Here is a 24244-nt window from a genome sequence, read left to right on the forward strand (position 1 = left end):
TTGTCTGGCATATGGCGCCAAATCACCGGCGTTGTGGCAAACTTCGCGGTTACAAGATTAGATAAAGCGTTGCCAGTTTGATGCCTGCTGGACGGAATCAAACGACTTACAGTTTGGTACGACGGTACCAATATCTTCTGCCTGACAGATTTAGAGGAACGACCGTGCATAACGTCGTCATCAGCGGCACCGGCCTGTACACCCCGGCCAACAGCATCTCCAACGAAGAGCTGGTGCAGTCTTTCAATGCCTACGTACAACAGTTCAACGCCGACAACGCCGCCGCTATCGAACGTGGCGAGGTGCAGGCGCTGACCGAGTCGAGCGCGGCATTCATCGAAAAGGCATCCGGCATCAAGAGCCGTTTTGTGATGGACAAAGACGGCATCCTCGATCCGCAGCGCATGGCGCCGCGCCTGCCCGAGCGCAGCAACGACGAATGGTCGGTGCTTTGCCAGATGGCCATCGGTGCCGCCGAACAAGCCCTGCAGCGCGCCGGCAAGACCGCCGCCGACATTGATGGCGTGATTGTCGCCTGCTCCAACCTGCAACGTGCCTACCCGGCGATCGCCATTGAAGTCCAGGAAGCCTTGGGTATCCAGGGTTTCGGCTTCGACATGAACGTGGCGTGTTCCTCGGCCACCTTCGGCATCCAGAACGCGGCCAACAGCATCCAGTTGGGCCAGGCCCGGGCGATCCTGATGGTCAACCCGGAAGTCTGCACCGGCCACCTGAACTTTCGTGACCGTGACAGCCATTTCATCTTCGGTGATGCCGCCACGGCGGTGATCCTGGAGCGTGCTGACCTGGCGACGTCCGAACATCAGTTCGATGTGGTGAGCACCAAGCTGCTGACCAAGTTTTCCAACAACATTCGCAACAACTTCGGCTTTCTCAACCGCACGGCGGAAGAGGGCATCGGCGCCCCCGACAAGCTGTTCGTGCAGGAAGGCCGCAAGGTATTCCGCGATGTTTGCCCGATGGTGGCCGAACTGATCGGCGAACACTTGGCAGAAAACCAGCTGAGTGTCACTGATGTGAAGCGTTTCTGGCTGCACCAGGCCAACCTGAGCATGAATCACTTGATCGTGAAAAAACTGCTGGGACGCGAGGCATCGGTGGAAGAAGCGCCGGTGATCCTCGATACTTACGCCAATACCAGCTCGGCCGGCTCGGTGATTGCGTTTCACACTTATCAGGATGACCTGCCCAAGGGCGCGGTTGCCGTACTCAGCTCCTTTGGCGCCGGGTATTCGATTGGCAGTGTGATCCTGCGCAAACGCTGAGTGTGTGGCCGGACGCGATCTACTGTGGGAGCTGGCTTGCCTGCGAAGGCATCGGCTCGGTGTGCCTGAATCACCGAGTTGTCTGGATCGCAGGCAAGCCAGCTCCCACATTGAGCGTATTTCCACGGCAATATTGAGGTAATCGATGGCAGCAGCGGACGATGCGCACCTGCTTGAACGCCTGCTCAAGGGTGAGCAGCGGGCTTATAAGGATTTGGTCAACACTTACCAGAGTGCGATGCGGGCAGTGGCGTATGCCATCGTCGGTCAGCGCCATGCCGATGAGGTGGTGCAAGATGCCTGGCTCTCGGTGGTGCGCAACCTGGCCAAGTTCGAAGGGCGATCGAGCCTCAAGACATGGTTATTGACGATCACTGCCAACTCCGCAAAGAGCCGTTACAAACAAAATCGTCGGGAAGTCCTTCTCGACGATTTGCCCTCACCCCACGGCACCATTGGCGATGACCGCTTCAGCCCGGATGATGGCCATTGGGCTGTCGCCCCTTACGCTTGGCACCAGGACACCCCGGAAGCGCTGCTGACCGAAGATGAACTGCGCAAATGCCTGGAGCATACGATTCTGAGTTTGTCAGAATTGCAAAGCAGTGTGCTGGTCCTGCGTGAACGCCAGGGCCTGGAACTGGAAGAAATCTGTAATCTTCTGACCCTTTCACTCTCCAACGTCCGTGTGCTGTTGCATCGAGCGCGGCTTAAAGTCTTCGCCACGGTGGAGCATTTTGAGGAAACGGGCGAATGTTGACCTGTAAAGAACAAGTAGCGCGTTCCAGTGACTATCTCGATGGGCAATTGACCTTTCGGGAGCGTCTGCTGGTGCGTCATCACTTGATGTTTTGTCCGAACTGCCGGCGCTTTATCCGTCAGATGCGCCTGATGCAGGCAACGCTCAAGCGTATGCCGCAGGAGCCGGTGGAGGGTGTTGATGCACTGGCTGAACAATTGGCCGCCGAGCGGCGTAAAGACATCATGTAGGAGCGAGCTTGCTCGCTCCTACATGTTAAGCGTTAGAACTTGGCTTCAGCATCCAGCTGCAAGGTGTTGGTATCGGCATCCCGCTGGGTCCGGCTGGCGAAGTCAGCCTTGGTCAGGAAGTAGGTGGCGCCGATGGCGAAGTTCTTGTCGATGTCGTAGCTGACTTTCATCTTGTGACCGCGCGAACCGGTGGTGCCGTTGGCGAAGTCCGAATCGGTGAAGGCGCCTACGACGGCATTACGTTGAACGTCGCGGTAGTTGTAGTCCAGGTTCAAACCGAACACCTTGGACTTGGCACCCAGCAACCAGGCGGTGTCCTGGTCGGTCACCGCATCGTTGTTTTTCACGTACTGCCCGTAGAACGACAGCGGCACGGCCAGGCCACCGATGTCTGCTTGCGCAAAGCCTTCGTACAGGCGGAATTCATTGTTGGCCGAGTTGCCGTTGACCGCCAGTGCGCAAGGCGTGGTGGTGGTTGTGCAGCGGCTGTCCTCGTCGTTCTTGTAGGCGTAGATACTGCCGCCCAAGGTCATTTTCAGGTTGTCGGTGACCGAGAACCGCGTGCCCAACTGGCCGGACGTCAGGCGCAGGTCATGGCGAAATTGCACGCCGTCACCGTCCACGTTGTCCTTGAGGTTGTAGTTACCCAGGCTGCCGAACAGCTCAGCGCTGCTACCCAGTGGGTATTTGTAGGTGACGGCCAGGCCTTCAGGGTTGATGTCGCTATCCCAGATCACATCGCCCATGTTCACCCACGGCTGCAGCATCTTGCCGCCGATCACGTGCAGGTTCTTGATCTGGTCCGGGTGGTAGTCGATGTAGCCGAGGTCCAGCCAGATCGACTTCTTATCGAAGTAACCATCCTGGTCTTGGTTGGTGGAGCGTGCATCATCGCCGCCGCCGGTGGCGATACGGATACCAGTGTCCACCTGCGGGTTGATTTCGGTGTAGGCACCCAGGCGGGCACGAATGCGTTGACGGTCTTTGTCACGCCCACCGTTATTGGGCTCGCCGTCGATCTTGATGGTTTCCTGGCGGAAGCGCACGTCACCCTTGAACTGGGTCTTGGCTGCCCAAGCCAATTTCTGGTCGAAGCTGCTCAGCTCGTTGGTTTTTTTCGCAGTGGCCGCGATCTGCTCGTTGGTCTCTTGTTGAGCCTGGCGTGCGATCTGCTGCTCTTTCTGATCCCTGGCCAGTTCCATTTGCAGTTCGGTGTACTGCGCCGCGGTGATCTGGCCGTTGGCCTTGAGCATGTCGAGCAATTTAGCGTCGACTGCAGCGCTGGCCGGAACGCTCAGTGCCAGCAACAGGCCGCCACACAGGACCGCCGCAGTTTTAGTGGAAGCAAGACGCATATCAATCTCCGAAAGTGAGGAGGGAGGGCAACACCCTCCAGGACACAACCGACCCATGACGGACGGAAAAAATGTCGCCCGGTAGACCCGGACGCTCTAAAAACTGGCGTCAGTATCGCGACCGTTTATGACGGAGTAGTGGCTAAGTGATTTCATCTAGATGACAAATCGTTACGCAACGGAACTAAGGGTTTTGACGTCTGTCCGCGTGTTTTGAGGATGTGTGCGCGGCTGTGATCAGCGATACTCCCCAGGTTTTCATGCCAAGAAACAATGAGGATGCCGATGCCGCTGCAACGCCTGGACAGCCTGTCCGATATCGCTGCGCACACGTGGGATGCCCTGATGCCACAGGCCCAGCCGTTTATGCAGCATGGGTTTCTCAGTGCGCTGGAAGACAGCGCCAGCATCGGCCCGCATTCGGGCTGGCAGACGGAGCACTTGCTGCACTGGGAAGGCGACCGGTTGATGGCGGCATTGCCGGGTTATCGCAAATGGCATTCTTATGGCGAGTACGTGTTCGATCACGGCTGGGCCGACGCTTGCGAGCGCGCCGGCATCGACTATTACCCCAAGTTGCTGACGGCCGTGCCGTTCAGCCCGGTCGGTGGGCCGCGCGTATTGGCTGCCAGTGCCGCAGACGCTTTCGAATTGCTTAATAGCCTGCCGGGGTATCTGGAGATCGAGGGCCTGTCGAGCGCCCATATCAACTTTACCGATGCCCTCGCCGATGAAGCCATGGCCCAACACCCCGGCTGGTTGCAACGCCTGGGTTGTCAGTTTCATTGGCAGAACCGTGGTTACCGCGACTTCCAGGATTTCCTCGACGCCCTGAGTTCACGCAAGCGCAAACAGATGCGCAAAGAGCGCGAACAAGTGGCAGGGCAGGGGATCGAGTTCGAGTGGTTGCAAGGCCATGAGCTGAGCGAATCCCAGTGGGATTTTGTTTACGCCTGCTACGCCAACACCTACGCGGTGCGCCGGCAATCGCCCTACCTGACCCGCGCATTTTTCAGCCTGTTGGCTGAGCGCATGCCGGCAGCCATACGCGTAGTCTTGGCCAAACAAGGCACGCGCCCGGTGGCCATGGCCTTCAGCCTGCTCGGTGGCGACAGCTTCTATGGTCGCTACTGGGGTTGCCTGGCGGAATTCGACCGCCTGCATTTCGAAACCTGTTTCTACCAGGGCATGGACTACGCCATCGCCCACGGCCTGCAACGCTTCGATGCAGGTGCCCAGGGTGAGCACAAATTGATTCGCGGGTTTGAGCCGGTGATTACGCGGTCATGGCACTACCTGCGCCACCCTGGGTTGAAGAACGCTGTGGAAGATTTTCTTGAGCGTGAACGGGTGGGGGTTCTGGCGTATGCCGAAGAGGCGAGGGCGGCCCTGCCTTATCGGCAGGTCTGAACCATCGGTCTGGCAACCCTGCTGACTAACAATAAAATCGCTAATCTGTATGTACAAACGTACATACAGGATGTGCCATGCATTTTGAGTGGGATGAATCTAAGAACAAAGCCAATATTTCTAAGCACGGCATCGACTTTAACGACGCCCCAGATATTTTTCGGCATCCAATGCTGGCCTTGCGCGATGATCGGGCAGATTATGGCGAAGAGCGTTGGATCAGTATTGGCTGGATCAAATTGTTAATGGGTGTGGTCGTATATACCGAGCGGTGTGGTGATGTGATCCGTATCATATCTGCGCGAAAAGCAACCAAGAAGGAGGCCAAATACTATGACGCAAACATCGAAAACTGATTGGGAGCGCCTGGCCCACATGAATGATAAAGAAATCGACACCAGCGATATTCCTGAGTTGGACGCCGAATTTTTTCGACGCGCCCAGTTACGTGTTCCGGTGAAGCAGGCCGTGACCATTCGACTGGATGCCGATGTTCTGGAGTGGTTCAAAGGCCAAGGCACCGGATATCAGACACGTATTAATCAATTGTTGCGTCAGTACATGCAAGCCCACCAAGGTTGAAGCGCATTCAATTGAAGTCAGCCAGTAAAACACCCTGTAGGAGCGAGCTTGCTCGCGAAGAACGTGCAGACGACGCGGGATTACAGCTGTATGCACCGCGTCATCGTTGGCGTTTTTCGCGAGCAAGCTCGCTCCTGCAGGGAGTGGGTCAAGCTGTTTTTTCTGAACCCACCCATCGGTACGTAATGCCGCCGATCACCGCGCCGACGATGGGCGCGAGCCAGAACAGCCACAATTGCTGCAGCGCCCAGCCGCCGACAATCAACGCAGGCCCTGTGCTGCGGGCCGGGTTGACCGAGGTGTTGGTCACCGGGATGGAGATAAGGTGGATCAGCGTCAGCCCCAGGCCAATGGCGATGGGCGCGAAGCCTGCCGGGGCTCGACGGTCGGTGGCGCCAAGGATGATCAGCACGAACATCGCCGTCATCACCAGCTCACAGACAAAGCCTGCCGCCATTGAATAACCACCGGGTGAATGCTCGCCATAACCATTGCTTGCCAGCCCGGAGGCCAGTTCGAACCCGGGTTTGCCGCTGGCGATGAAGTACAGCAGTGCGGCGGCGATGGCGCCACCGATCACTTGCGACACGATGTAGGCCGGCAACTCCCTGGCCGGGAATCTGCCGCCGACCACCAACCCCACCGAGACGGCTGGGTTAAGGTGACAGCCGCTGATATGCCCGATGGCAAATGCCATGGTCAGCACCGTGAGCCCGAAAGCCAGGGACACCCCGAGCAGGCCGATGCCGACGTTGGGGAACGCTGCGGCCAACACCGCACTCCCGCAGCCACCCAACACCAGCCAAAACGTACCCAGTCCTTCCGTTACGGAGCGTTTGAACAGTGACATGAACACTTCCTTAGATTGCTCTATCTGATTAACGGTCTGTGTGGCTTCCCTGCCGCCTTAAATCAGGGCCCTCCTGGGGCCTGATTGCAGTACAGCAGGATTGTGTCGCAAGACCAGCCAGATAGAGAAAGCTGTCAGAATTGTTCGGAATTGAGCGGGGCTTTACCCAGCGAAATCAGTCTATGCCGACAAAACCCCCGGTCTGATGCTGCCATAACCGCGAATAAAGCCCGCCGTATGCCAACAACTCTGAATGGCTGCCGCTTTCGGCAATCTGGCCTTTTTCCAGCACCACCAGGCGGTCCATTCGTGCGATGGTCGACAACCGGTGTGCAATTGCGATCACCGTCTTGCCCTGCATCAAGGTTTCCAGGCTCTCCTGGATCGCCGCTTCCACTTCAGAGTCCAGCGCAGAGGTGGCTTCGTCCATGATCAGGATCGGTGCGTCCTTGAGCAGCACACGGGCGATAGCGATACGCTGGCGTTGCCCGCCGGAGAGTTTCACCCCGCGTTCACCCACATGGGCATCCAGCCCGGTGCGGCCCTCGGAATCCGACAGCAGCGGGATGAACTCATCGGCGCGGGCCTTGTGCACCGCCGCCCAGAGTTCTTCGTCAGTTGCGTCGGGCTTGCCATACAGCAGGTTGTCGCGGATCGAGCGGTGCAGCAACGAGGTGTCTTGGGTGATCATGCCGATTTGTGCGCGCAGGCTCTCCTGGGCGACCTCGGCGATGTCCTGGCCGTCGATGAGGATGCGCCCGCCCTGCAGGTCGTAAAGGCGCAGCAGCAGGTTGACCAGCGTCGACTTGCCCGCGCCGGATGGGCCGATCAAGCCGATCTTTTCCCCGGCCTTGATCTCAAGGTTGAGGCCGCCAATGATTCCGCTCTTCTTGCCGTAGTGGAAGTCCACTTGCTCAAAGCGTACCTGGCCGTGGGGCACCGTCAGGCGCGGAGCGTTTTCCCGATCGATAACGGCCAGTGGCTGGGCGATGGTCTTCAGGCCGTCTTGCACAATGCCGATGTTTTCGAAGATGCCGTTGACCACCCACATGATCCAGCCGGACATGTTGACGATGCGGATCACCAGGCCGGTGGCCAGGGCAATCGCGCCCACGGAAATCAGCGACTGGGTCCACAGCCACAGGGCCAGGCCAGTAGTGGTGACAATCAGCAAGCCGTTCAGAATACAGATCACGGTGTCCATGCTGGTGAGCACGCGGGCGGCCAGTTGGGTTTTTTCGGTCTGCTCGATGATCGCTTGCTTGGCGTATTCCTGTTCGTTCTGCGTATGGGCGAACAGCTTCAAAGTGGTGATATTGGTGTAGCCGTCGACGATTCGGCCCATCAGTTTGGAGCGCGCCTCGGAGGAAATCACCGAGCGTTCTTTCACCCGAGGTACGAAGTAACGCAGGGCCAGGCTGTAGCAAACGATCCAGGTGATCAGCGGAATCATCAGCCGCCAGTCGGCCTCGGCAAACAACACCAGGGCACTGATGGCGTAGATCGACACGTGCCAGATAGCCTCCGCGGTCGCCACCGCCGAGTCACGCAAGGAGTTGCCGGTTTGCATGATCCGCTGGGCGATGCGCCCGGCGAAATCGTTTTGAAAGAAATTCAGGCTCTGCTTGAGCACGTAGCTGTGGTTCTGCCAGCGAATCAGGCTGGTCATGCCAGGGTTGATGGTCTGGTGCACCAGCAAGTCATGCAGGCCGTTGAAGAGCGGGCGCAATAACAGGGCGACCACGGCCATCCAGATCAGCTCGGCGCTGTGGATCTGGAAAAAATTCGCCGGTGGCGTGCCCTGGGCCAGGTCGATGATGCGGCTCAGGTAGCTGAACAACGCAACTTCGATCAGGGCGCCGACCAGCCCCACCACCAGCAGCGCGGCGAAGCACGGCCACACCTGGCGCAGGTAATAGAGATAGAAGGGCAGGACTTTTTCGGGAGGGGCCGCGCTGGGGGCGTCGCGGAAAATATCGATCAGTTGTTCAAAACGACGATAGAGCATTAGGTTTGACGCCCGCCGGGCGGGCTCTCCTTTCAAAGGTGCACGGTGCCATGCGGGCACCGTGCAAAGCTGCCTGCGGACCTCAGTCGATGCGCTTGGCCGACTTGATGATCACAGGATCGATAGGCACGTTCTGCATGCCTTGCTTGGTGGTGGTCTGGGAGTTGACGATGATGTCTACCACGTCCATGCCCTTGACCACTTTGGCGAACACGGCATAACCGGCATCGCGGCCCGGGTCGAGGAAGGCATTGTCAGCCACGTTGATGAAGAATTGGCTGGTGGCCGAGTTCGGGTCATTGGTGCGAGCCATGGACAAGGTGCCACGCACGTTATGCAGGCCATTGCTGGCTTCGTTCTTGATCGGTGCTTCGGTCGGCTTTTGCGCCATTTGCTGGGTGAACCCGCCGCCCTGGACCATGAAGCCGGGGATCACGCGGTGAAAGATCGTGTTGGTGTAGAAGCCCTTGTCGACATAGGCCAGGAAGTTCTTGGTGCTGATCGGCGCCTTGACCGGGTCCAGTTCGATTTCAATCTGGCCGTTGGTGGTGTCGAGCAACACGTGTGGCGCCTTGGCCGGCTCGGCCGCCATCAGGTTGGCAGCGAACAGGGCGGAACCGGCAAAGAAGGCGATTTTTTTCAGCATGGGTCAGTGATCCTGGGTAGTGGTTTCGACGGTCTTTAAAAACTCGAGCAAGGTCGCGTTAAAGACCTCGGGTTGATCCAAGGGCGTGGCATGGCGGGAATCTTCGATGACCACCAGCCGCGCATCGGGCAGCAGTTTTACATAGATTTCTTTCTGCGCCACTGGGGTGTAGTCATGGTCGGAGCTGATGACCAGGGTTGGACAGGCAATTCTCGACAGTTGTTCCTGCACGCCCCAGCCCACGATGGCGTCGAAGCTGGCGAGATAAGCACGTTTGTCGTTGCTTGCCCAGCGTTCGGCCATCTTGCGGCGCAGGTCGGCCTGCTCAGGTTTTGGGAACAGCCGATCGCCCAAGGCCTTGCCGATGGTGCCCAGGCTGAGCACGCGGGCCAGGGTCCAGCGTTTGGCCCACTGCCAATAGTCGTCGGCACTGCGCACCTTGACCTCAGGCGCGCTGTTGACGATGCACAGGCTCTTGACCCGCAGGGGTTCATCCACCGCCAGTTGGAAGGCGATCATGCCGCCCATGGATAAACCCACCACGTGGGCCGCTGGCAGGTCCAGGTGTTCGATCAGGGCGACCAGGTCGAAGGTAAACCCTTTGATGCTGTAGCGCTCCCGGGGTTTGTCCGAGCGACCATGGCCGCGCACGTCAACCACGATCAGGCGGTAGTGCCGGGCGAGTACCGGTATTTGCAGTTCCCAATCCTGGCTGCTGGAGCCCAGGCCGTGGATCAGGATCAGGGGGTTGCCATGGCCGTATTCCTCGTAATGCAGGCTGCAGCCTTCATGATCGAACCAGGCCATGGATGAACTCCGTTTCAGGCTTGTTGGGGAGCGGCGAAGGGCGCGTCCAGGGGGGCGGTGTCAAAGGTGCGCAGCAATTCCACGAGGATCTGCGTGGCGGGCCCCAAGGGTTTGTCTTTGTTGGAGTACAGGTAAAACGTCGGGTTTCGACTGCCACCTTTTTCCAGGGGAAGCTGCTTGAGCACGCCTTCCTTGAGTTCGCGCTCGATCATGTGCCGGGGCAGCCAGGCAAAGCCCAGGCCGCTGCCGACGAAGGTGGCGGCGGTAGCGAGGCTGCCGACGGTCCAGCGCTGTTCGGCGCCGAGCCAGCCGACGTCGCGCGGTTGTTGGCGGCCCGAGTCACGGATCACCACCTGCATCTGGCTCTCCAGGTCGTGGAAACTCAGCTCACGGTTGAGGCGATGCAGCGAGTGATCGGGGTGGGCCACGGCGACGAACTCCACATCGCTCATTTCCGTGCCCAGGTAGCCCGGGATGATAAACCCGCAAATGGCCAGGTCCGCCATGCCGTCGAGCAGCAACTCTTCGACGCCGGACAGCACTTCTTCGCGCAGGCGCACCCGGCAGCCACGGCTTTGGGGCATAAAGGCGGTCAGCGCGCGAACGAGGCGTGCGCTGGGGTAGGCGGCATCCACCACCAGGCGCACTTCGGCTTCCCAGCCCTGCTCCATGTGATGGGCGAGGTCTTCCAGTTGGCTGGCGTTTTTCACCAGTTGGCGGGAGCGGCGCAGCAGCACTTCACCGGCTTCGGTCAGCACCGCCTTGCGCCCGTCGATACGCAGCAAGGGGACGCCGAGTTGGTCCTGCATGCGCGCTACGGTGTAGCTCACTGAAGATTGCGAACGGTGCAGCGCTTCGGCGGCTTGGGCAAAGCCGCCATGATCGACCACGGCTTGCAAGGTGCGCCATTGATCGAGGGTAACGCGGGGCGCTTTCAAGATGAGCTCCTCTTGTCCTAAGCTGGCGGTCCTTATTGGAGACTGCCGAATGAGAAAATTGTGTTGTGTGTTGCTGGCGCTGCTGCCGATGAGCGCGTTTGCCTACCCTATCGACGTGACGAAAAAGATCGATGGCGTGAGCATTGATTACACCGCCTCCGATGTGGACGGCGACATCAGTTCGATCCAGCTGAACAACTACGGTACCCAGGACGCTGTGTGCAAGGTTACCTTCACCAACGGCCCGGAATCGCCACGCCGTCGCACCGTGACTGTGCCGGCAGGCAAAAGCACCAACACCACGGTCAAGTTCAACCGCGCCATCATCAAGATGCGCATTGCCTTGGACTGCGCCCCAAAATAAAGCGGTAGCGGGGCATGCCCACAGGAATACTCCGCTTATAAACGAATTTTTAGATGGGTTGTAGCAGTTTTTTGCGCTTTTTTATCGAACGGGCCCTGGTTAACCTTCTCTCCATCGACTTACAGCAATTACCGATGGAGCCTACGAAGCCATGTCCAATGTTCTGATCATCGAAAGCAGTGCGCGCCAGCAGGATTCCATTTCCCGCCAGCTCACCCAACAGTTCATCAGCCAATGGCAAGTCGCCCATCCGGCAGACCACATCACCGTGCGCGACGTCGCGCTCAATCCGGTACCCCACTTGGATGCTAACCTGCTGGGCGGTTGGATGAAACCGGCGGAGCAGCGTAACGACGACGAACAGGTGTCCCTGGACCGCTCCAACGAGTTGACTGACGAACTGCTGGCCGCCGACGTGTTGGTGATGGCCGCGCCGATGTACAACTTCGCTATCCCCAGCACCCTCAAAGCCTGGCTGGATCACGTGTTGCGGGCCGGTGTGACTTTCAAATACACCGCCACTGGGCCCCAGGGCCTGTTGACCGGCAAGCGCGCCATCGTGCTCACCGCACGCGGCGGTATTCACACGGGTGCTACCTCGGATCACCAGGAACCGTACCTGCGCCAGGTCATGGCATTTATTGGCATTCATGACGTCACCTTCATTCACGCCGAAGGCGTCAACCTGGGCGGCGACTTCCAGGAGAAGGGCGTCAATCACGCCAAGGCACTGCTGGCCCAGGTGGCCTGAGGCGTTAATCGTCAGATAATCCCGTGCTGCTTATATAGCCCCACGCAAACCCTTCAAGTACGCGTATCGAACCTCCCTTTGCACTTTTTGCTCCTGAGTGCTCCTGCCCGACTGCCGCTTTAGCGAGGTCGGGTTTTTTTTGCGCCGAGTTTCTTCAAAAACCAAAAAGCTTTAATGTCGCGCCCATTCGAAACGAGGCGCGCATGGGCTATCTACTGGTTGTCACCCTGATTCAGGCATTTTCCTTCAGCTTGATTGGCGAATACCTCGCCGGTCACGTCGACAGCTACTTTGCGGTGCTGGTGCGCGTCGTGCTGGCCGGGCTGATTTTTATTCCGCTGACGCGCTGGCGCTCGGTGGAGCCCGCGTTCATGCGCGGCATGTTGGTGATCGGTGCATTGCAGTTCGGCGTGACCTACGTATGCCTGTACCTGAGCTTTCGCGTGCTGACGGTGCCGGAAGTGCTGCTGTTCACCATCCTCACACCGCTGCATGTGACCCTGATCGAGGACGCGCTTAATCGTCGCTTCAATCCCTGGGCACTGGTGGCGGCCCTGGTGGCGGTGGGGGGGGCGGCGGTGATTCGTTTCGATCAGATCACCCCGCACTTCCTGATGGGGTTCTTGCTGCTGCAATTGGCCAACTTCACCTACGCCGCCGGGCAAGTCATGTACAAACACCTGGTGGCGCGTTATCCCAGTGACCAGCCGCACTTCCGGCGTTTCGGTTATTTCTACCTGGGTGCCTTGTTGGTGGTGTTGCCGGCATTCCTGCTGTTCGGCAAGGCTGACTTCCTGCCGCAAGCGCCGCTGCAATGGGGTGTGCTGGTGTTCCTCGGGTTGGTCAGCACCGCGCTGGGCATGTACTGGTGGAACAAGGGCGCCTGCCTGGTCAATGGCGGCACCCTGGCGGTGATGAACAACCTGCATGTGCCGGTGGGGTTGCTGCTGAACCTGCTGATCTGGAACCAGCACGAACCGCTGGGCCGTTTGGCCCTGGGCGGCCTGGTGATTCTGGGGGCGGTTTGGATCAGCCGGCTGGGTGTACGTCGGGTGGTGTCGTCCCCATCGTGATCACCACCTTGCCTTTGGCGCGGCCTTGTTCGACATAGTCCAGGGCCGCCGCTGTGGATTCGAACGGAAAGGTACGGTCGATAACCGGCCGGATACTGCCGGACTCGACCAGCGCGGTGATTTCATCCAGTTGTGCGCCACTGGCACGCATGAAGACAAACTCATAGCTCACGCCTTGCTTGCGTGCTTTCCTGCGGATACCGCTGCTCAACAGGCCCATGACCAGGCCTAATACCCATGGCAGGTTCTGGGCGCGGGCGAAGGCGGGCGTCGGCGGCCCGGAGATGGAGATGAGCTGACCGCCGGGCTTGAGAATCTTCAGTGACTTGGCCAGCGCATCCGGGCCCAGGCTGTTCAGCACCACATCGTAATCCCGCAGCACGGCCTCGAAGGCTTGCTGTTTGTAGTCGATCACTACATCCGCGCCCAACGCCTTGACCCACTCCACATTGGCGGTGCTGGTGGTGGTGGCGACAAAAGCGCCCAAATGCTTGGCCAGTTGGATGGCGATACTGCCCACCCCGCCTGAGCCCGCATGAATGAACACCTTCTGGCCTTTCTTCAGCTTCGCGGTTTCCACCAGCACCTGCCACGCCGTAAGCGCGACCAGGGGCAGGGACGCGGCTTGCTCCATGGTGATGTTGTCGGGTTTGCGCGCCAGTGCGTCTTCGTGCACGGCAATCCGCTCGGCGAAGGTGCCGATACGTTGCTGGGGCGGGCGAGCGTAGACTTCGTCCCCCGGCTTGAAGCGTCGTACCGCAGCGCCGACACTGAGCACCACGCCGGCCAGGTCGTTGCCCAGTGTCAACGGCAATGCATAGGGCAGGATCAGTTTGAATTCGCCCTTGGCGATCTTTGCATCCAGCACATTGACGCTGCTGGCCCGCACCTGGACCAGCACGTCATGTTCACCCACTACAGGCGCGGGGGTCTCGATGAGGCGGCCGGGCTGCTTGCCGTACCGTTCGATGGAAAATGCCTTCATGGTTCAACGCTCGTTGCTTCGGTGAGAAGGGCAGGCGCGGAGCACGCCTGCTACCGGTTGATCAGGCGTTGGCCAGGTAACGCTCGGCAACCTGGGACTGCTTGATCTGCGCCAGCAAGCCTTGCCGCGCAGCCTGCAACGCGTCCCAACGGGCGCCGTCCTGCAACGGCGGAATGGTCACCGGCTCGCGGCGGTCGAAACCGACCAGCGCTGCGTCCACCAGATCACCTACTTCCATCACGTCCGTGAGGGTGTTGATATCAATGCCCGCACGCTCCCAGATCTCGGTACGCGTGGCAGCGGGCAGCACGGCTTGCACGTACACGCCTTTGGGCGCCAGTTCCAGGCTCATGCCTTGGGACAGGAACAGCACGAACGCCTTGGTCGCGCCGTACACCGTCATGCCGAATTCCGGGGCCAGGCCCACTACCGAGCCAATGTTGATGATAGCGCCGTTGCCGGCTGCCGCCAGGCGCGGGGCGATGGCACTGGCCAGGCGTACCAGAGCCGTGGTGTTGAGGGCGACCAACTGCGCGACGCTTTCGGTGGACTGTTCAATAAAACTGCCGGACTGCGCGGCGCCTGCATTATTGACTAGCGTGCCAATGCTGGCGTCATCGCGCAGGCGCGCTTCAACTGCGGCCAAGTCAGCGCTTTGGGTCAGGTCGGCCGGGAGGATATCAACGCTGACGGCGTGGTGCTTACGCAGCCTGGCGGCGAGCGCTTCCAGGCGCGTGATGTCACGGGCGACCAGTACGAGGTCGTGGCCGCGTGCGGCAAAGCGTTCGGCGTAGGCGGCGCCAATGCCGGTCGAAGCGCCAGTGATCAGAACGGTAGTGGAAGTGCTCATGGTGTGATGCTCTGTGAGTGCGAGGAGGTTTTATGATGTCGATCATAATCAAAGCTGTCAACGGTTTTGATTATGATCGACATCATAGTAATATGCCTATCTCGCAAGCTGGCAGGACCATACACATGAAGATCACCAAGGCGCAGTCACAGAGCAATCGGGCCCATATCGTCGAGACAGCTTCGGAGCTGTTCCGCGAGCGGGGTTTCGATGGGGTGGGCGTGGCCGAGTTGATGGCTGCGGCCGGTTTTACCCAAGGCGGCTTTTACAAGCACTTCGGTTCCAAGGCGGACTTGATGGCGGAAGCAGCCGCCAACAGTCTGGCGCAGTCACTGGCCGACAGCGCGGAGATGGAGGTGGAGCAGTTTTTCGAGGTTTACCTGTCCAGGCAGCACCGCGACCATCGCGGCGGCGGATGCACATTGGCGGCGTTGTGTGCCGATGCCGCCCGTCAATCGGACACGCTGAAGGCGACCTTTGCCGACGGTTTGGAAAATACCCTGCAGGCCCTGGAAGCAAAGTACAACGCAGCTCATGAGACGCCACAAGAAGGCGTGCGCGCGAAAATGCTCGACAGCATGGCCCATGCCATCGGCGCAATCATGCTGTCGCGGGCGTGCCCGGATGATTCCGCACTGGCCGATGAAGTGCTTGAGGTTTGCCGCAAGGAGATTACGGCGTCACTGCCGTAATCCCGTTTGCATCACCTCATGCCGTTTCGGCGACGGGTACCTGCGTGGCCCCGGCCAATGCCGGCAGCACGCCGGCGCGCAGGTCGTTGCCGCTCGGCTGCTGATACAGGCTCAGCCCGAACTCCGGCAACACCGCCAACAGATAATCGAAGATATCGCCCTGGATCCGCTCGTAATCGCCCCACGCCGTGGTGCGGGTAAAGCAGTAGATCTCCAGCGGCACGCCCTGGGCGGTAGTTTGCATCTGGCGCACCATGCAGGTCATGTTCGGCTGGATGTCCGGGTGGCTTTGCAGGTATGCCAGTGCGTAGGCGCGGAAGGTGCCGAGGTTGGTCATGCGCCGACGGTTGGCCGACAGTTGCGCGCTGTGGCCCTGAGCCTCGTTCCAGGCCTTGAGTTCGGCCTGCTTGCGGCTGATATAGCCGCTGAGCAAGTGCACCTGGGTCATGCGCACTTCTTCCTCGTCGTTCAGGAAGCGTACGCCGCTGGCGTCGATGTACAGGCTGCGCTTGATACGGCGCCCACCGGAGGCCTGCATGCCACGCCAGTTCTTGAACGACTCGGACATCAGGCGCCAGGTGGGGATGGAAACGATGGTCTTGTCGAAGTTCTGCACCTTCACCGTGTGCAGGGTGATGTCCACCACATCGCCATCGGCACCCACCTGGGGCATTTCGATCCAGTCACCGACGCGCAGCATGTCGTTGCTGGTCAATTGCACACTGGCGACGAACGACAGCAGCGTGTCCTTGTAAACCAACAGAATCACCGCCGACATCGCACCCAGGCCCGACAGCAGCAACAGCGGCGAGCGGTCGATCAGGGTGGCGACGATGATGATCGCGCCGAACACGAACAGCACCATTTTCGCCAGTTGCACATAGCCCTTGATCGAGCGGGTGCGTGCGTGTTCGGTGCGTGCGTAGATATCCAGCAGCGCGTTGAGCAGGGCACTCATGGCCAAAACCATGAACAGAATGGTGATCGCCAGGGCGACGTTGCCGATAAACAGAATGGCGGTCTTGCTCAGGTCCGGCACCAGGTACAGTCCGAACTGGACCACCAGCGATGGCGTCATCTGCGCCAGGCGATGGAAGACTTTGTTATGCCGCAGGTCGTTCAGCCAGTGCAGGGCCGGCTGCCGGCCGAGCAATTTGACCGCGTGCAGGATGAGGTAACGGGCGACCCGTCCCACCACCAATGCCACCACCAGCAACACCAGCAAGCCTAGGCTGGAATGCAGGACCGGGTGTTCATCGAGGGCGCCCCAAAGGTCTTGGACGTTGAGCCAGAGCTGTTTGATATCCATGATTGAACCGATTCTTCTGTAAGACAACACGGGGCGATTAGAGCATTTAAGTGCAACAAAGTTGACGCTCTGGACAAAATCGCTGACAAAAAAGCACCTGATTAGCCCCGTTCGCGTAAAGAAACTCGGTTTGGGCGCCCGAAACCGGTAACCTATGCAGCTGATATTTTGTATTTCTTCGAGGTAGCACCCGTGTTTTCCCAATTCGCCCTGCACGAACGCCTGCTTAAAGCCGTGGCCGAGCTTAAATTTGTCGAGCCTACGCCTGTGCAAGCAGCGGCCATCCCGCTCGCGCTGCAAGGGCGTGACCTGCGGGTGACGGCGCAAACCGGCAGCGGCAAGACCGCCGCTTTTGTCCTTCCGGTACTTAACCGCCTGATCGGCCCGGCCAAAGTGCGCGTCAGCATCAAGACCCTGATCCTGCTGCCGACCCGCGAGCTGGCCCAGCAGACCCTGAAGGAAGTCGAGCGCTTCTCGCAGTTCACCTTCATCAAGTCCGGCATCATTACCGGTGGCGAAGACTTCAAGGTCCAGGCCGCGATGTTGCGCAAGGTACCGGACATCCTGATCGGGACCCCAGGGCGCATGATCGAGCAGCTCAACGCTGGCAACCTCGACCTCAAGGAAGTCGAAGTGCTGGTGCTCGACGAAGCCGACCGCATGCTCGACATGGGCTTTGCCGATGATGTGCAACGTCTGGTCGGTGAGTGCGTCAACCGCCAGCAGACCATGCTGTTCTCCGCCACCACCGGTGGTTCGACCCTGCGCGATATGGTCGCCAAGGTGCTGAACAACCCTGAGCACTTGCAGGTCAACAACGTCAGCGACCTGAACGCCACCACGCGTCAGCAGATCGTCACCGCTGACCATAACGTGCACAAAGAACAGATCCTGAACTGGTTGTTGGCCAACGAGACCTACCAGAAGGCCATCGTGTTCACCAACACCCGTGCCGCCGCCGACCGTATCTACGGGCGCCTGGTTGCGCAGGAATACAAGGCGTTCGTGCTGCACGGCGAGAAAGACCAGAAGGACCGCAAGCTGGCCATCGACCGTCTCAAGGCGGGCGGCGTCAAGATCCTGGTGGCCACCGATGTTGCCGCACGCGGCCTCGACGTCGACGGCCTGGACCTGGTGATCAACTTCGACATGCCCCGCAGCGGCGACGAATACGTGCACCGTATCGGCCGTACCGGACGGGCCGGCAACGATGGCCTGGCTATCTCGCTGATCTGCCACGGCGACTGGAACCTGATGTCGAGCATCGAACGCTACCTGAAGCAGTCGTTCGAGCGCCGCACCATCAAGGAAGTCAAAGGCACGTACACCGGGCCGAAGAAGGTCAAGGCGTCGGGCAAGGCCGTTGGCGTGAAGAAGAAAAAGACCGACGCCAAGGGCGACAAGAAGAAAACCGGCGCCAAGTCGCCGACCAAGCGCAAGATCGCCAACCGGCCGAAAACCGACAACCTGTCGCTCGTCAGCAAGGACGGCATGGCGCCGCTCAAGCGCCGCAAGCCAGAAGCTCCGGCTGCCGAATAAGCAGTTGGGCATAAAAAAACCGGACAATGTCCGGTTTTTTTTCGCCATGATCGTTCCCACGCTCCGCGTGGGAATGCCTCCAGAGACGCTCTGCGTCGCGTTGTGCTCAATGCTTCCCCGCAGCCTCTCTGAGCTCCTTGAGCCGCGCATCGATCAACTGGCACTTGTCGGGAAACTTGGCGCTTTCAGTATCCAGGTCCATCTTCTGCAACTCGTCATTCATCTCCTTGGCCTTGTTCGGGTTCTGCTCGGTGAGCTTGGTCACTTCCTTGGCCAGCTCCTCGCGCTTGGCCGTGGCCTCCTCAGGCGTGCAGGCCCAGGCGGGCAGGGTGCTCAACAGCGTGGCGGCGAGGGTCAGCTTCATCAAGGTTTTCATGGTCGGACTTCCTTGGCAGTGATGTGCAGTTGAGGCAGCGAACCTCTGGAAAGTTCAGAGAAATGACGCCCGTCCGTTTGGTTGAACGGCCCGTGCCGGAACGTGTCACTCCCTAAGACGGGCTAACTCCATCGGCCTGCAGGAGGAATCAGGATGACGACTTACAATTGGGATCTGATCGAACGTCTGCTGCATGAAGTGCAGAACGGCGAGGGCAGCTTTGCCCCGCGCAAATACGCCGAACAGGAAGCCGCCGAGAAGGCGACGGCCGGCGAGGACACTGGCAACCTGGACGCACTGAAGAAGACCGCTGCCGATTACGAGGCGCTGCTGTTCAAGCGTGGCTTTATCGAGTCGCGGCCTGAGGAAGAGGGCGGCAATGGCGAGAATTTCATTCTGACGGCGCTGGGTGCGCAATTGCTGGCGCTGATCGACAGTTCGATTCCGGGCAATGATCATCCACGTCAGGTGTTGGATGAGCAGGAGGACGCGCTTGATCCGGCAACGTTCGCTGAAGTGGCCTCCAAAGCCCAGATCGCCTGATCTTCTTATGCCCCGGCGCCCCTGAGGGTGCCGGGTGAACCTGTCGAATCGGTAATCTGCCGCTAAGGTTGCTGACAGCCGGCGACTCCTAATCTGCTGCCATTCAACTCACGGACTTGAATCGGCATGCACTCCACAACCTCCAGACGCACATTCGTCAAAGGCCTGGCCGCAGGCGGCCTGCTGGGTGGGCTCGGGCTTTGGCGCCCCCCTGTGTGGGCACTGACCAGCCCCGGCCAGCCCACGGTGCTCGCCGGCAGCGAATTTGACCTGTTTATTGACCAGACTCCCGTCAACCTGACCGGCCGTGCGCGCACCGCGTTGACCGTCAACGGCAGCCTGCCCGGCCCGCTGTTACGCTGGCGCGAAGGCGACACCGTGACCCTGCGCGTGAAAAACCGTCTTGGCGAGCCCACCTCGATCCACTGGCACGGCATCCTGTTGCCATCGACCATGGACGGCGTGCCCGGCCTGAGCTTCAAGGGCATCGAACCGGGCGGCCTTTACGTTTACCAATTCAAGGTCAAGCAGCACGGCACCTACTGGTACCACAGCCATTCCGGGCTTCAGGAGCAGCAGGGCGTGTACGGCCCGCTGGTTATCGATCCCAAGGAACCCGAGCCTTATAGCTACCAGCGCGATTACGTGGTGATGCTGTCGGACTGGACCGACGAAGACCCCATCGCCCTGATGAAGACCCTCAAGAAGCAGTCTGATTACTACAACCTGCACAAACCCACCCTGGGCGATTTTATCCGGGATGTGGGCAAGCAGGGCTGGTCGGCCACGGCTGCCGACCGGCTGATGTGGGCGCAAATGAAGATGAACCCCACCGACCTTGCGGACGTCAGCGGCGAGACCTACACCTACTTGCTCAACGGCCAGCCGCCGGGGCAGAACTGGACCGGAGTGTTCAAGACGGGGGAAACGATTCGCCTGCGTTTTATCAATGGCTCGGCGATGACCTATTTTGATGTGCGCATTCCAGGGTTGAAGATGACCGTCATCGCCGCGGATGGCCAGCCGGTAAAGCCGGTAAGCGTCGACGAGTTCCGTATCGCCGTGGCGGAAACCTACGATGTGCTGGTCGAGCCTGTGGCAGAGGCCTATACCCTGTTTGCCCAGTCCATGGACCGCACAGGCTATGCCCGTGGCACCCTCGCCCGGCAGATGGGTGCGACCGCCTCAGTACCACCGCTTGATCCGCGCCCGTGGCTGACGATGGAGGACATGGGCATGGGCGGCATGGACCATGGTGCCATGGCCGATATGCCGGGCATGGAAGGCATGGATCACAGCGCCATGGGCGCGATGGCGATGCAGAAACACCCGGCCAGCGAGCAGAACAACCCGCTGGTAGACATGCAGGCGATGAACCCGGTGCCCAAGCTCGACGACCCGGGGATTGGCCTGCGCAACAACGGCCGCCGCGTGCTCACCTATGCCGACCTGCGCAGTACCTTTGAAGACCCCGATGGCCGCGACCCCTCGCGCACCGTCGAATTGCATCTCACCGGGCATATGGAAAAGTTCGCCTGGTCGTTCAATGGCGTGAAGTTTTCCGATGCCGAGCCTTTGCAACTGACTTATGGCGAGCGCGTGCGGGTGGTGCTGGTCAACGACACCATGATGGCCCATCCGATTCACCTGCATGGCTTATGGAGCGATCTGGAGGACGAAAACGGCCAGTTCCAGGTGCGCAAGCACACCATCGACATGCCACCGGGCTCCCGGCGCAGTTACCGCGTCACCGCTGATGCCCTGGGGCGCTGGGCCTATCACTGCCACCTGCTGTACCACATGGAAATGGGCATGTTCCGCGAGGTGCGCGTGCATGAATAAGGAAGCGAGCATGAACCGTTGCGTCTCGTCCCTTTGCATCGTTTTCGCCACGCTGGGGTTCGCCCCATGGGCGTTGGCGGCCGAGGATGCATTTCAGGGCATGAGCCCGGCGACGCCCGCGCTGACGCAAAGCCGTACGCCGATTCCGGCGCTGACCGACGCAGACCGCGCAGCGGTGTACAACGCGCCGGGAGGGCATCAGGTGCACGACAGCGGCGTCAACGCGATGCTGCTGATCAACCAGTTGGAATGGCAGGGCGGCGACGGCAACGCGCAGAGTTGGGACATCAAGGGTTGGGTCGGCGGTGACATCGACCGGCTGTGGCTACGCAGTGAAGGCGAACGCAGCGCCGGCCGCACTGAAAGCGCCGAAGCCCAAGCGTTATGGGGGCACGCTATCGGCCCGTGGTGGGACCTGGTCGGCGGCGTGCGCCAGGACTTCAAACCCGGTGACAGCCAGACCTGGGCGGCCTTTGGCCTACAAGGCATGGCGCTCTACAATTTTGAGGCCGAAGCCACGTTGTTTGTCGGCGAATCGGGGCATACCGCCGCACGCTTGGAAGGTGACTACGACATTCTGCTCACCAATCGCCTGATCCTGCAGCCCACCGCAGAACTCAATTTTTATGCGCAGAACGATCCGCAACGCGGCGTTGGTTCGGGCTTGGCGGAAAGTGAGCTGGGCTTGCGTTTGCGCTACGAAGTTCGCCGCGAGTTTGCGCCTTATGTCGGGCTCAGCTGGAACCGCACTTATGGCCAGACCGCGCAATACGCACGGGACGAAGACGAAGACATCAATCAACTGCGCTGGGTCGTCGGCGTGCGCTTGTGGTTCTGACGGGTTTCCCTTTTTATTATTCGCCGCCTGGCGCGGCCTGGAGTCTTGCATGTCTATGTTGAAAACCACGCTGCTGGGTGCTGCGCTGTGGGTAGGTTTAAGTCTTAGCCTGCCCGCTTCGGCCCACCCCAAGCTGCTGTCATCCATTCCGGCGGCAGGCGCACAGGGCGCCGCTCCCGCAGTGATTGAATTGCATTTCTCAGAAAACCTGCTGACCCAGTTTTCCGGGGCCAAGTTGATCATGACCGACATGCCGGGCATGCCCAATTCGCCGATGCCGGTGAAGGCCAGCGTGTCGGCGAGCAGCGACCCCAAGGTGATGTTGATCAAGCCGGTCTCCGCACTTACCACCGGCAGCTATCGGGTGGATTGGCGTGCCGTGTCGTCCGATACACATCCGATCACCGGTAATGTGGTGTTCAGCGTGCAGCCATGAGTGAGCTGATCTCCATCGCATTGCGCTTCGCGCTCTATCTCGACCTGATGATGCTATTTGGATTGGGACTGTTCGGCCTTTATGGTCTGCACGCTGAGCAACGTAGATGGCTCAATCTAAGGGCATGGATGGGATTGACGGGCGGCTTGGGGCTGGCGTTTTCGGTGGCGTCGCTATTGGTCATGACCCAATCCATGAGCGGCGCCACTCATTGGCAGGCGCTATGGCCGCATGTGCAGATGATGCTGTGGCAGACCGACTTGGGGCTGACGTGGTGGGTGCGTATCGCGGCGCTGGTCCTGGCGGCACTGAGCACTCATCTGGCGCTGGCCACGCTGTCGGCTGGCGTGGCGTTGGCCACCCTGGTGTGGACAGGGCACGGCGTAATGCACGAAGGCGTGCAAGGTGTGTGGCATATCGTCAGCGACAGTGCACACCTGTTGGCAGCGGCGGGTTGGGTGGGGGCGTTGGCGGCATTCGGTTTGTTGTTGATGCCTGCGCCGTTGCCACAGGATGATCGAGTGCAGGTTCTGGCCAGCGCATTGGCAGGCTTTGAGCGCATTGGCGCGGGATTTGTCTTGGTGCTGATCGGCACTGGCGTTGCCAATTATCTGTTTGTTGTCGGGCCGAATCTGGGGGGCATCAACGGCGGAGTCTATGCGGTGCTGCTATGCCTGAAGCTGGGGTTGTTCGGCGTGATGCTGGCCTTGGCGGCGCTCAATCGCTTTCACCTGACGCCGCTTCTGCAACAATCTATCGCGGCGGGCGATTATAACGTGGCGATCCGTGCGTTACGGCGCAGCATGGCCCTGGAGTTTGGCGCTGTGGTGCTCATCCTTGGCCTGGTGGCCTGGCTGGGCACCTTGGCGCCTGACTAAGACTGTGCGCTTTTCAGGCATTTAAGCGCCTGGAAGTCGCTGCGGACCTTGTCGATTTTTTGGGTGAGTTTCAGGCGCTGCGCTGGGGAGCTTTGGGCCATCACGTCCACGAGCAAGCCGCGCGCGGCGGCTTCGGTCTGTGCGTAGGCGGCGCGGTATTGTGGGGTCCACAGGCTTTCGCGATCGACCAGCAGTTGCTGGATTTTCTGCGGGAAATCGGCACTGTGGCGTTGTTGCAGCGCCTCGATAAATTGCGCCTGCCAATGGGCGCGGTTGCCGATCCACGCTTGGTTTTGCGCGCCCAACTGGGCGGACCAGGCCGTCACGCGATTTTGCTGGGCCGGACTCAATGGGCCGATCCAGGCGTCCAGGCGCTTGCTCATGCGCTGGGCGCGTTCCTTGATCTGCTGGGCCAGCGGCGGCTTGAGGTATTCGTCCTGGCGTTTGCGCAGGTCCTTGGCCAGGGCATCGCTCATGTCCTTGACCTGCTGATCGTCCAGGCCTTGCAGCAATTGCACAGCTGAGGGCGTGATTTCCCGCGCAATCTCGGCAATTGCCTGTTTGGCTTCGACTGTACGGGTTTGCAATGCGGCGTCGGTGACCTGGTTACTGTCGACCATCTGCTGCAGGCGGTCGAGCCAGTCCAGGTAGCCAGGCAATTGCGTGGTGCAGTGCCAGGCCAGGTGCTCCTTGAGGGTGTCGTTGAACCAGCTCTTTTGCCCGGCATTCATGTCCAGGTAATCGTTGAGGGTCCAGGGGATGATCACGTCGAGGTTTCGGTAGGCCAGGCCTACGCGATTGCAGCCGGCGAGCACCAGGCTCAGGGTCAGCAGTACCATCAGGAATTTGAGCCGGCGCAACATGGGCAGGTCCTTGCATGGAGGGCGTTAATGCAT

The 24244-nt window shown here is 60.0% G+C and carries 27 protein-coding genes; 16 read left to right on the forward strand and 11 right to left on the reverse strand.

The features are described 5' to 3' along the window. The first annotated feature begins 164 nt into the window (after positions 1-164). The 3 genes from HU730_RS20085 to HU730_RS20095 all read left to right on the forward strand — a co-directional run bounded on the left by HU730_RS20085 (position 165) and on the right by HU730_RS20095 (position 2276). A complete protein-coding gene (locus HU730_RS20085; protein WP_034128411.1) occupies positions 165-1286 on the forward strand; it encodes a beta-ketoacyl-ACP synthase III in 1122 nt (373 codons plus the stop codon). A gap of 145 nt (positions 1287-1431) precedes the next feature. Then, a complete protein-coding gene (locus HU730_RS20090) occupies positions 1432-2046 on the forward strand; it encodes an RNA polymerase sigma factor (RefSeq protein WP_014719433.1) in 615 nt (204 codons plus the stop codon). Beyond that, the gene (locus HU730_RS20095) at positions 2040-2276 is read left to right on the forward strand and encodes a zf-HC2 domain-containing protein (protein WP_014719432.1); all 237 of its coding nucleotides are present in this window, start codon (positions 2040-2042) and stop codon (positions 2274-2276) included. Before HU730_RS20090 ends, HU730_RS20095 begins: the two co-directional genes overlap by 7 nt. A gap of 32 nt (positions 2277-2308) precedes the next feature. Here HU730_RS20095 and HU730_RS20100 read toward each other — a convergent pair whose 3' ends face one another. After that, on the reverse strand, positions 2309-3631 hold the full coding sequence (locus HU730_RS20100; protein ID WP_003193136.1) for a putative porin: 1323 nt from the start codon (positions 3629-3631) through the stop codon (positions 2309-2311). Between the two features lie 285 nt (positions 3632-3916). On the opposite strand from HU730_RS20100, the gene HU730_RS20105 reads away from it, so the two are divergent. From HU730_RS20105 to HU730_RS20115, 3 genes are all read left to right on the forward strand, one after another. Next, entirely contained in the window at positions 3917-5041 is a 1125-nt protein-coding gene (locus HU730_RS20105) for a GNAT family N-acetyltransferase (RefSeq protein WP_034128289.1), read from the forward strand. A gap of 77 nt (positions 5042-5118) precedes the next feature. Continuing rightward, positions 5119-5397: a BrnT family toxin gene (locus HU730_RS20110; protein WP_186526529.1), complete on the forward strand. Its 279-nt coding sequence runs from the start codon at positions 5119-5121 to the stop codon at positions 5395-5397. Further along, the gene (locus HU730_RS20115; protein WP_186526528.1) at positions 5375-5623 is read left to right on the forward strand and encodes a BrnA antitoxin family protein; all 249 of its coding nucleotides are present in this window, start codon (positions 5375-5377) and stop codon (positions 5621-5623) included. The genes HU730_RS20110 and HU730_RS20115 overlap by 23 nt, the downstream gene beginning before the upstream one ends. A gap of 148 nt (positions 5624-5771) precedes the next feature. Here the strand turns inward: HU730_RS20115 and aqpZ are convergent, their stop codons facing one another. The 5 genes from aqpZ to HU730_RS20140 form a co-directional block, all read right to left on the reverse strand. Further along, on the reverse strand, positions 5772-6473 hold the full coding sequence (gene aqpZ / locus HU730_RS20120; protein WP_186526527.1) for an aquaporin Z: 702 nt from the start codon (positions 6471-6473) through the stop codon (positions 5772-5774). A gap of 175 nt (positions 6474-6648) precedes the next feature. Then, positions 6649-8481 carry an ABC transporter ATP-binding protein gene (locus HU730_RS20125; RefSeq protein WP_054897840.1) on the reverse strand — a complete coding sequence of 611 codons (1833 nt, stop codon included), beginning with the start codon at positions 8479-8481 and terminating at the stop codon, positions 6649-6651. Between the two features lie 82 nt (positions 8482-8563). Beyond that, positions 8564-9127, reverse strand: a complete 564-nt coding sequence (locus HU730_RS20130) for a peptidylprolyl isomerase (protein ID WP_034128293.1) — start codon at positions 9125-9127, stop codon at positions 8564-8566. Between the two features lie 3 nt (positions 9128-9130). After that, entirely contained in the window at positions 9131-9934 is an 804-nt protein-coding gene (locus tag HU730_RS20135; RefSeq protein WP_034128294.1) for an alpha/beta hydrolase, read from the reverse strand. A 14-nt stretch (positions 9935-9948) separates the two neighbouring features. Beyond that, a complete protein-coding gene (locus tag HU730_RS20140) occupies positions 9949-10872 on the reverse strand; it encodes a LysR family transcriptional regulator (RefSeq protein ID WP_003193120.1) in 924 nt (307 codons plus the stop codon). Between the two features lie 49 nt (positions 10873-10921). Here HU730_RS20140 and HU730_RS20145 point away from each other — a divergent pair, with 49 nt between their 5' ends. The 3 genes from HU730_RS20145 (at position 10922) to HU730_RS20155 (ending at position 13060) form a co-directional block, all read left to right on the forward strand. Then, the gene (locus HU730_RS20145) at positions 10922-11236 is read left to right on the forward strand and encodes a 3-phosphoglycerate kinase (protein WP_034128295.1); all 315 of its coding nucleotides are present in this window, start codon (positions 10922-10924) and stop codon (positions 11234-11236) included. Between the two features lie 151 nt (positions 11237-11387). After that, positions 11388-11987, forward strand: coding sequence for an FMN-dependent NADH-azoreductase (locus tag HU730_RS20150; protein WP_044275035.1), 600 nt, complete (start codon positions 11388-11390; stop codon positions 11985-11987). Positions 11988-12190: 203 nt separating this feature from the next. Beyond that, the gene (locus HU730_RS20155) at positions 12191-13060 is read left to right on the forward strand and encodes a carboxylate/amino acid/amine transporter (protein WP_054920237.1); all 870 of its coding nucleotides are present in this window, start codon (positions 12191-12193) and stop codon (positions 13058-13060) included. On the opposite strand, the gene HU730_RS20160 is transcribed toward HU730_RS20155, so the two are convergent. Together HU730_RS20160 and HU730_RS20165 are read right to left on the reverse strand one after the other, a co-directional pair. Further along, positions 13017-14045, reverse strand: a complete 1029-nt coding sequence (locus tag HU730_RS20160; protein WP_127881102.1) for an NADP-dependent oxidoreductase — start codon at positions 14043-14045, stop codon at positions 13017-13019. The genes HU730_RS20155 and HU730_RS20160 overlap by 44 nt on opposite strands. 61 nt (positions 14046-14106) lie before the next feature. After that, entirely contained in the window at positions 14107-14895 is a 789-nt protein-coding gene (locus HU730_RS20165) for an SDR family oxidoreductase (protein WP_072447460.1), read from the reverse strand. Between the two features lie 125 nt (positions 14896-15020). On the opposite strand from HU730_RS20165, the gene HU730_RS20170 reads away from it, so the two are divergent. Then, complete coding sequence (locus tag HU730_RS20170; RefSeq protein ID WP_072447462.1) at positions 15021-15587, forward strand: TetR/AcrR family transcriptional regulator; 567 nt, start codon at positions 15021-15023, stop codon at positions 15585-15587. A gap of 16 nt (positions 15588-15603) precedes the next feature. Here the strand turns inward: HU730_RS20170 and HU730_RS20175 are convergent, their stop codons facing one another. Continuing rightward, positions 15604-16896: a mechanosensitive ion channel family protein gene (locus tag HU730_RS20175; RefSeq protein ID WP_034128301.1), complete on the reverse strand. Its 1293-nt coding sequence runs from the start codon at positions 16894-16896 to the stop codon at positions 15604-15606. A gap of 192 nt (positions 16897-17088) precedes the next feature. Between HU730_RS20175 and HU730_RS20180 the strand changes: the two genes are divergently transcribed. Beyond that, complete coding sequence (locus tag HU730_RS20180; protein ID WP_003193110.1) at positions 17089-18435, forward strand: DEAD/DEAH box helicase; 1347 nt, start codon at positions 17089-17091, stop codon at positions 18433-18435. A gap of 106 nt (positions 18436-18541) precedes the next feature. Here the strand turns inward: HU730_RS20180 and HU730_RS20185 are convergent, their stop codons facing one another. Beyond that, positions 18542-18811 carry a hypothetical protein gene (locus HU730_RS20185; protein ID WP_034128302.1) on the reverse strand — a complete coding sequence of 90 codons (270 nt, stop codon included), beginning with the start codon at positions 18809-18811 and terminating at the stop codon, positions 18542-18544. 153 nt (positions 18812-18964) lie between these two features. Here HU730_RS20185 and HU730_RS20190 point away from each other — a divergent pair, with 153 nt between their 5' ends. The 5 genes from HU730_RS20190 (at position 18965) to copD (ending at position 23348) form a co-directional block, all read left to right on the forward strand. Beyond that, on the forward strand, positions 18965-19354 hold the full coding sequence (locus HU730_RS20190; protein WP_034128303.1) for a hypothetical protein: 390 nt from the start codon (positions 18965-18967) through the stop codon (positions 19352-19354). A gap of 126 nt (positions 19355-19480) precedes the next feature. Continuing rightward, a complete protein-coding gene (locus tag HU730_RS20195; RefSeq protein WP_186526526.1) occupies positions 19481-21196 on the forward strand; it encodes a copper resistance system multicopper oxidase in 1716 nt (571 codons plus the stop codon). A 10-nt stretch (positions 21197-21206) separates the two neighbouring features. Further along, positions 21207-22034: a copper resistance protein B gene (locus HU730_RS20200; protein WP_186526525.1), complete on the forward strand. Its 828-nt coding sequence runs from the start codon at positions 21207-21209 to the stop codon at positions 22032-22034. Between the two features lie 49 nt (positions 22035-22083). Beyond that, the gene (copC, locus tag HU730_RS20205; protein ID WP_003193103.1) at positions 22084-22470 is read left to right on the forward strand and encodes a copper homeostasis periplasmic binding protein CopC; all 387 of its coding nucleotides are present in this window, start codon (positions 22084-22086) and stop codon (positions 22468-22470) included. Then, positions 22467-23348 (forward strand): copper homeostasis membrane protein CopD, encoded by an 882-nt coding sequence (gene copD / locus HU730_RS20210; RefSeq protein WP_034128307.1) that lies wholly within the window; start codon positions 22467-22469, stop codon positions 23346-23348. Before copC ends, copD begins: the two co-directional genes overlap by 4 nt. Here the strand turns inward: copD and HU730_RS20215 are convergent. Beyond that, positions 23345-24211: a DUF6279 family lipoprotein gene (locus HU730_RS20215; protein WP_186526524.1), complete on the reverse strand. Its 867-nt coding sequence runs from the start codon at positions 24209-24211 to the stop codon at positions 23345-23347. The two genes, copD and HU730_RS20215, sit on opposite strands and share 4 nt — an antisense overlap. Positions 24212-24244 lie beyond the last annotated feature (33 nt).

This window comes from Pseudomonas sp. SWRI22 (assembly GCF_014268395.2).
In the GTDB taxonomy this organism is placed as follows: Bacteria; Pseudomonadota; Gammaproteobacteria; order Pseudomonadales; family Pseudomonadaceae; genus Aquipseudomonas; species Aquipseudomonas paracarnis.

Coding starts and splice junctions, on each gene's coding strand:
- HU730_RS20215 (WP_186526524.1), bottom strand. CDS start 24,211: ATGTTGCGCCGGCTCAAATTCCTGATGGTACTGCTGACCCTGAGCCTG.
- HU730_RS20175 (WP_034128301.1), bottom strand. CDS start 16,896: ATGGATATCAAACAGCTCTGGCTCAACGTCCAAGACCTTTGGGGCGCC.
- HU730_RS20190 (WP_034128303.1), top strand. CDS start 18,965: ATGACGACTTACAATTGGGATCTGATCGAACGTCTGCTGCATGAAGTG.
- HU730_RS20160 (WP_127881102.1), bottom strand. CDS start 14,045: ATGAAGGCATTTTCCATCGAACGGTACGGCAAGCAGCCCGGCCGCCTC.
- HU730_RS20155 (WP_054920237.1), top strand. CDS start 12,191: ATGGGCTATCTACTGGTTGTCACCCTGATTCAGGCATTTTCCTTCAGC.
- HU730_RS20200 (WP_186526525.1), top strand. CDS start 21,207: ATGAACCGTTGCGTCTCGTCCCTTTGCATCGTTTTCGCCACGCTGGGG.
- HU730_RS20110 (WP_186526529.1), top strand. CDS start 5,119: ATGCATTTTGAGTGGGATGAATCTAAGAACAAAGCCAATATTTCTAAG.
- HU730_RS20095 (WP_014719432.1), top strand. CDS start 2,040: ATGTTGACCTGTAAAGAACAAGTAGCGCGTTCCAGTGACTATCTCGAT.
- HU730_RS20150 (WP_044275035.1), top strand. CDS start 11,388: ATGTCCAATGTTCTGATCATCGAAAGCAGTGCGCGCCAGCAGGATTCC.
- HU730_RS20090 (WP_014719433.1), top strand. CDS start 1,432: ATGGCAGCAGCGGACGATGCGCACCTGCTTGAACGCCTGCTCAAGGGT.
- copD (WP_034128307.1), top strand. CDS start 22,467: ATGAGTGAGCTGATCTCCATCGCATTGCGCTTCGCGCTCTATCTCGAC.
- HU730_RS20115 (WP_186526528.1), top strand. CDS start 5,375: ATGACGCAAACATCGAAAACTGATTGGGAGCGCCTGGCCCACATGAAT.
- HU730_RS20105 (WP_034128289.1), top strand. CDS start 3,917: ATGCCGCTGCAACGCCTGGACAGCCTGTCCGATATCGCTGCGCACACG.
- HU730_RS20170 (WP_072447462.1), top strand. CDS start 15,021: ATGAAGATCACCAAGGCGCAGTCACAGAGCAATCGGGCCCATATCGTC.
- HU730_RS20195 (WP_186526526.1), top strand. CDS start 19,481: ATGCACTCCACAACCTCCAGACGCACATTCGTCAAAGGCCTGGCCGCA.
- HU730_RS20130 (WP_034128293.1), bottom strand. CDS start 9,127: ATGCTGAAAAAAATCGCCTTCTTTGCCGGTTCCGCCCTGTTCGCTGCC.
- HU730_RS20100 (WP_003193136.1), bottom strand. CDS start 3,631: ATGCGTCTTGCTTCCACTAAAACTGCGGCGGTCCTGTGTGGCGGCCTG.
- HU730_RS20145 (WP_034128295.1), top strand. CDS start 10,922: ATGAGAAAATTGTGTTGTGTGTTGCTGGCGCTGCTGCCGATGAGCGCG.
- aqpZ (WP_186526527.1), bottom strand. CDS start 6,473: ATGTCACTGTTCAAACGCTCCGTAACGGAAGGACTGGGTACGTTTTGG.
- HU730_RS20135 (WP_034128294.1), bottom strand. CDS start 9,934: ATGGCCTGGTTCGATCATGAAGGCTGCAGCCTGCATTACGAGGAATAC.
- HU730_RS20185 (WP_034128302.1), bottom strand. CDS start 18,811: ATGAAAACCTTGATGAAGCTGACCCTCGCCGCCACGCTGTTGAGCACC.
- copC (WP_003193103.1), top strand. CDS start 22,084: ATGTCTATGTTGAAAACCACGCTGCTGGGTGCTGCGCTGTGGGTAGGT.
- HU730_RS20165 (WP_072447460.1), bottom strand. CDS start 14,895: ATGAGCACTTCCACTACCGTTCTGATCACTGGCGCTTCGACCGGCATT.
- HU730_RS20125 (WP_054897840.1), bottom strand. CDS start 8,481: ATGCTCTATCGTCGTTTTGAACAACTGATCGATATTTTCCGCGACGCC.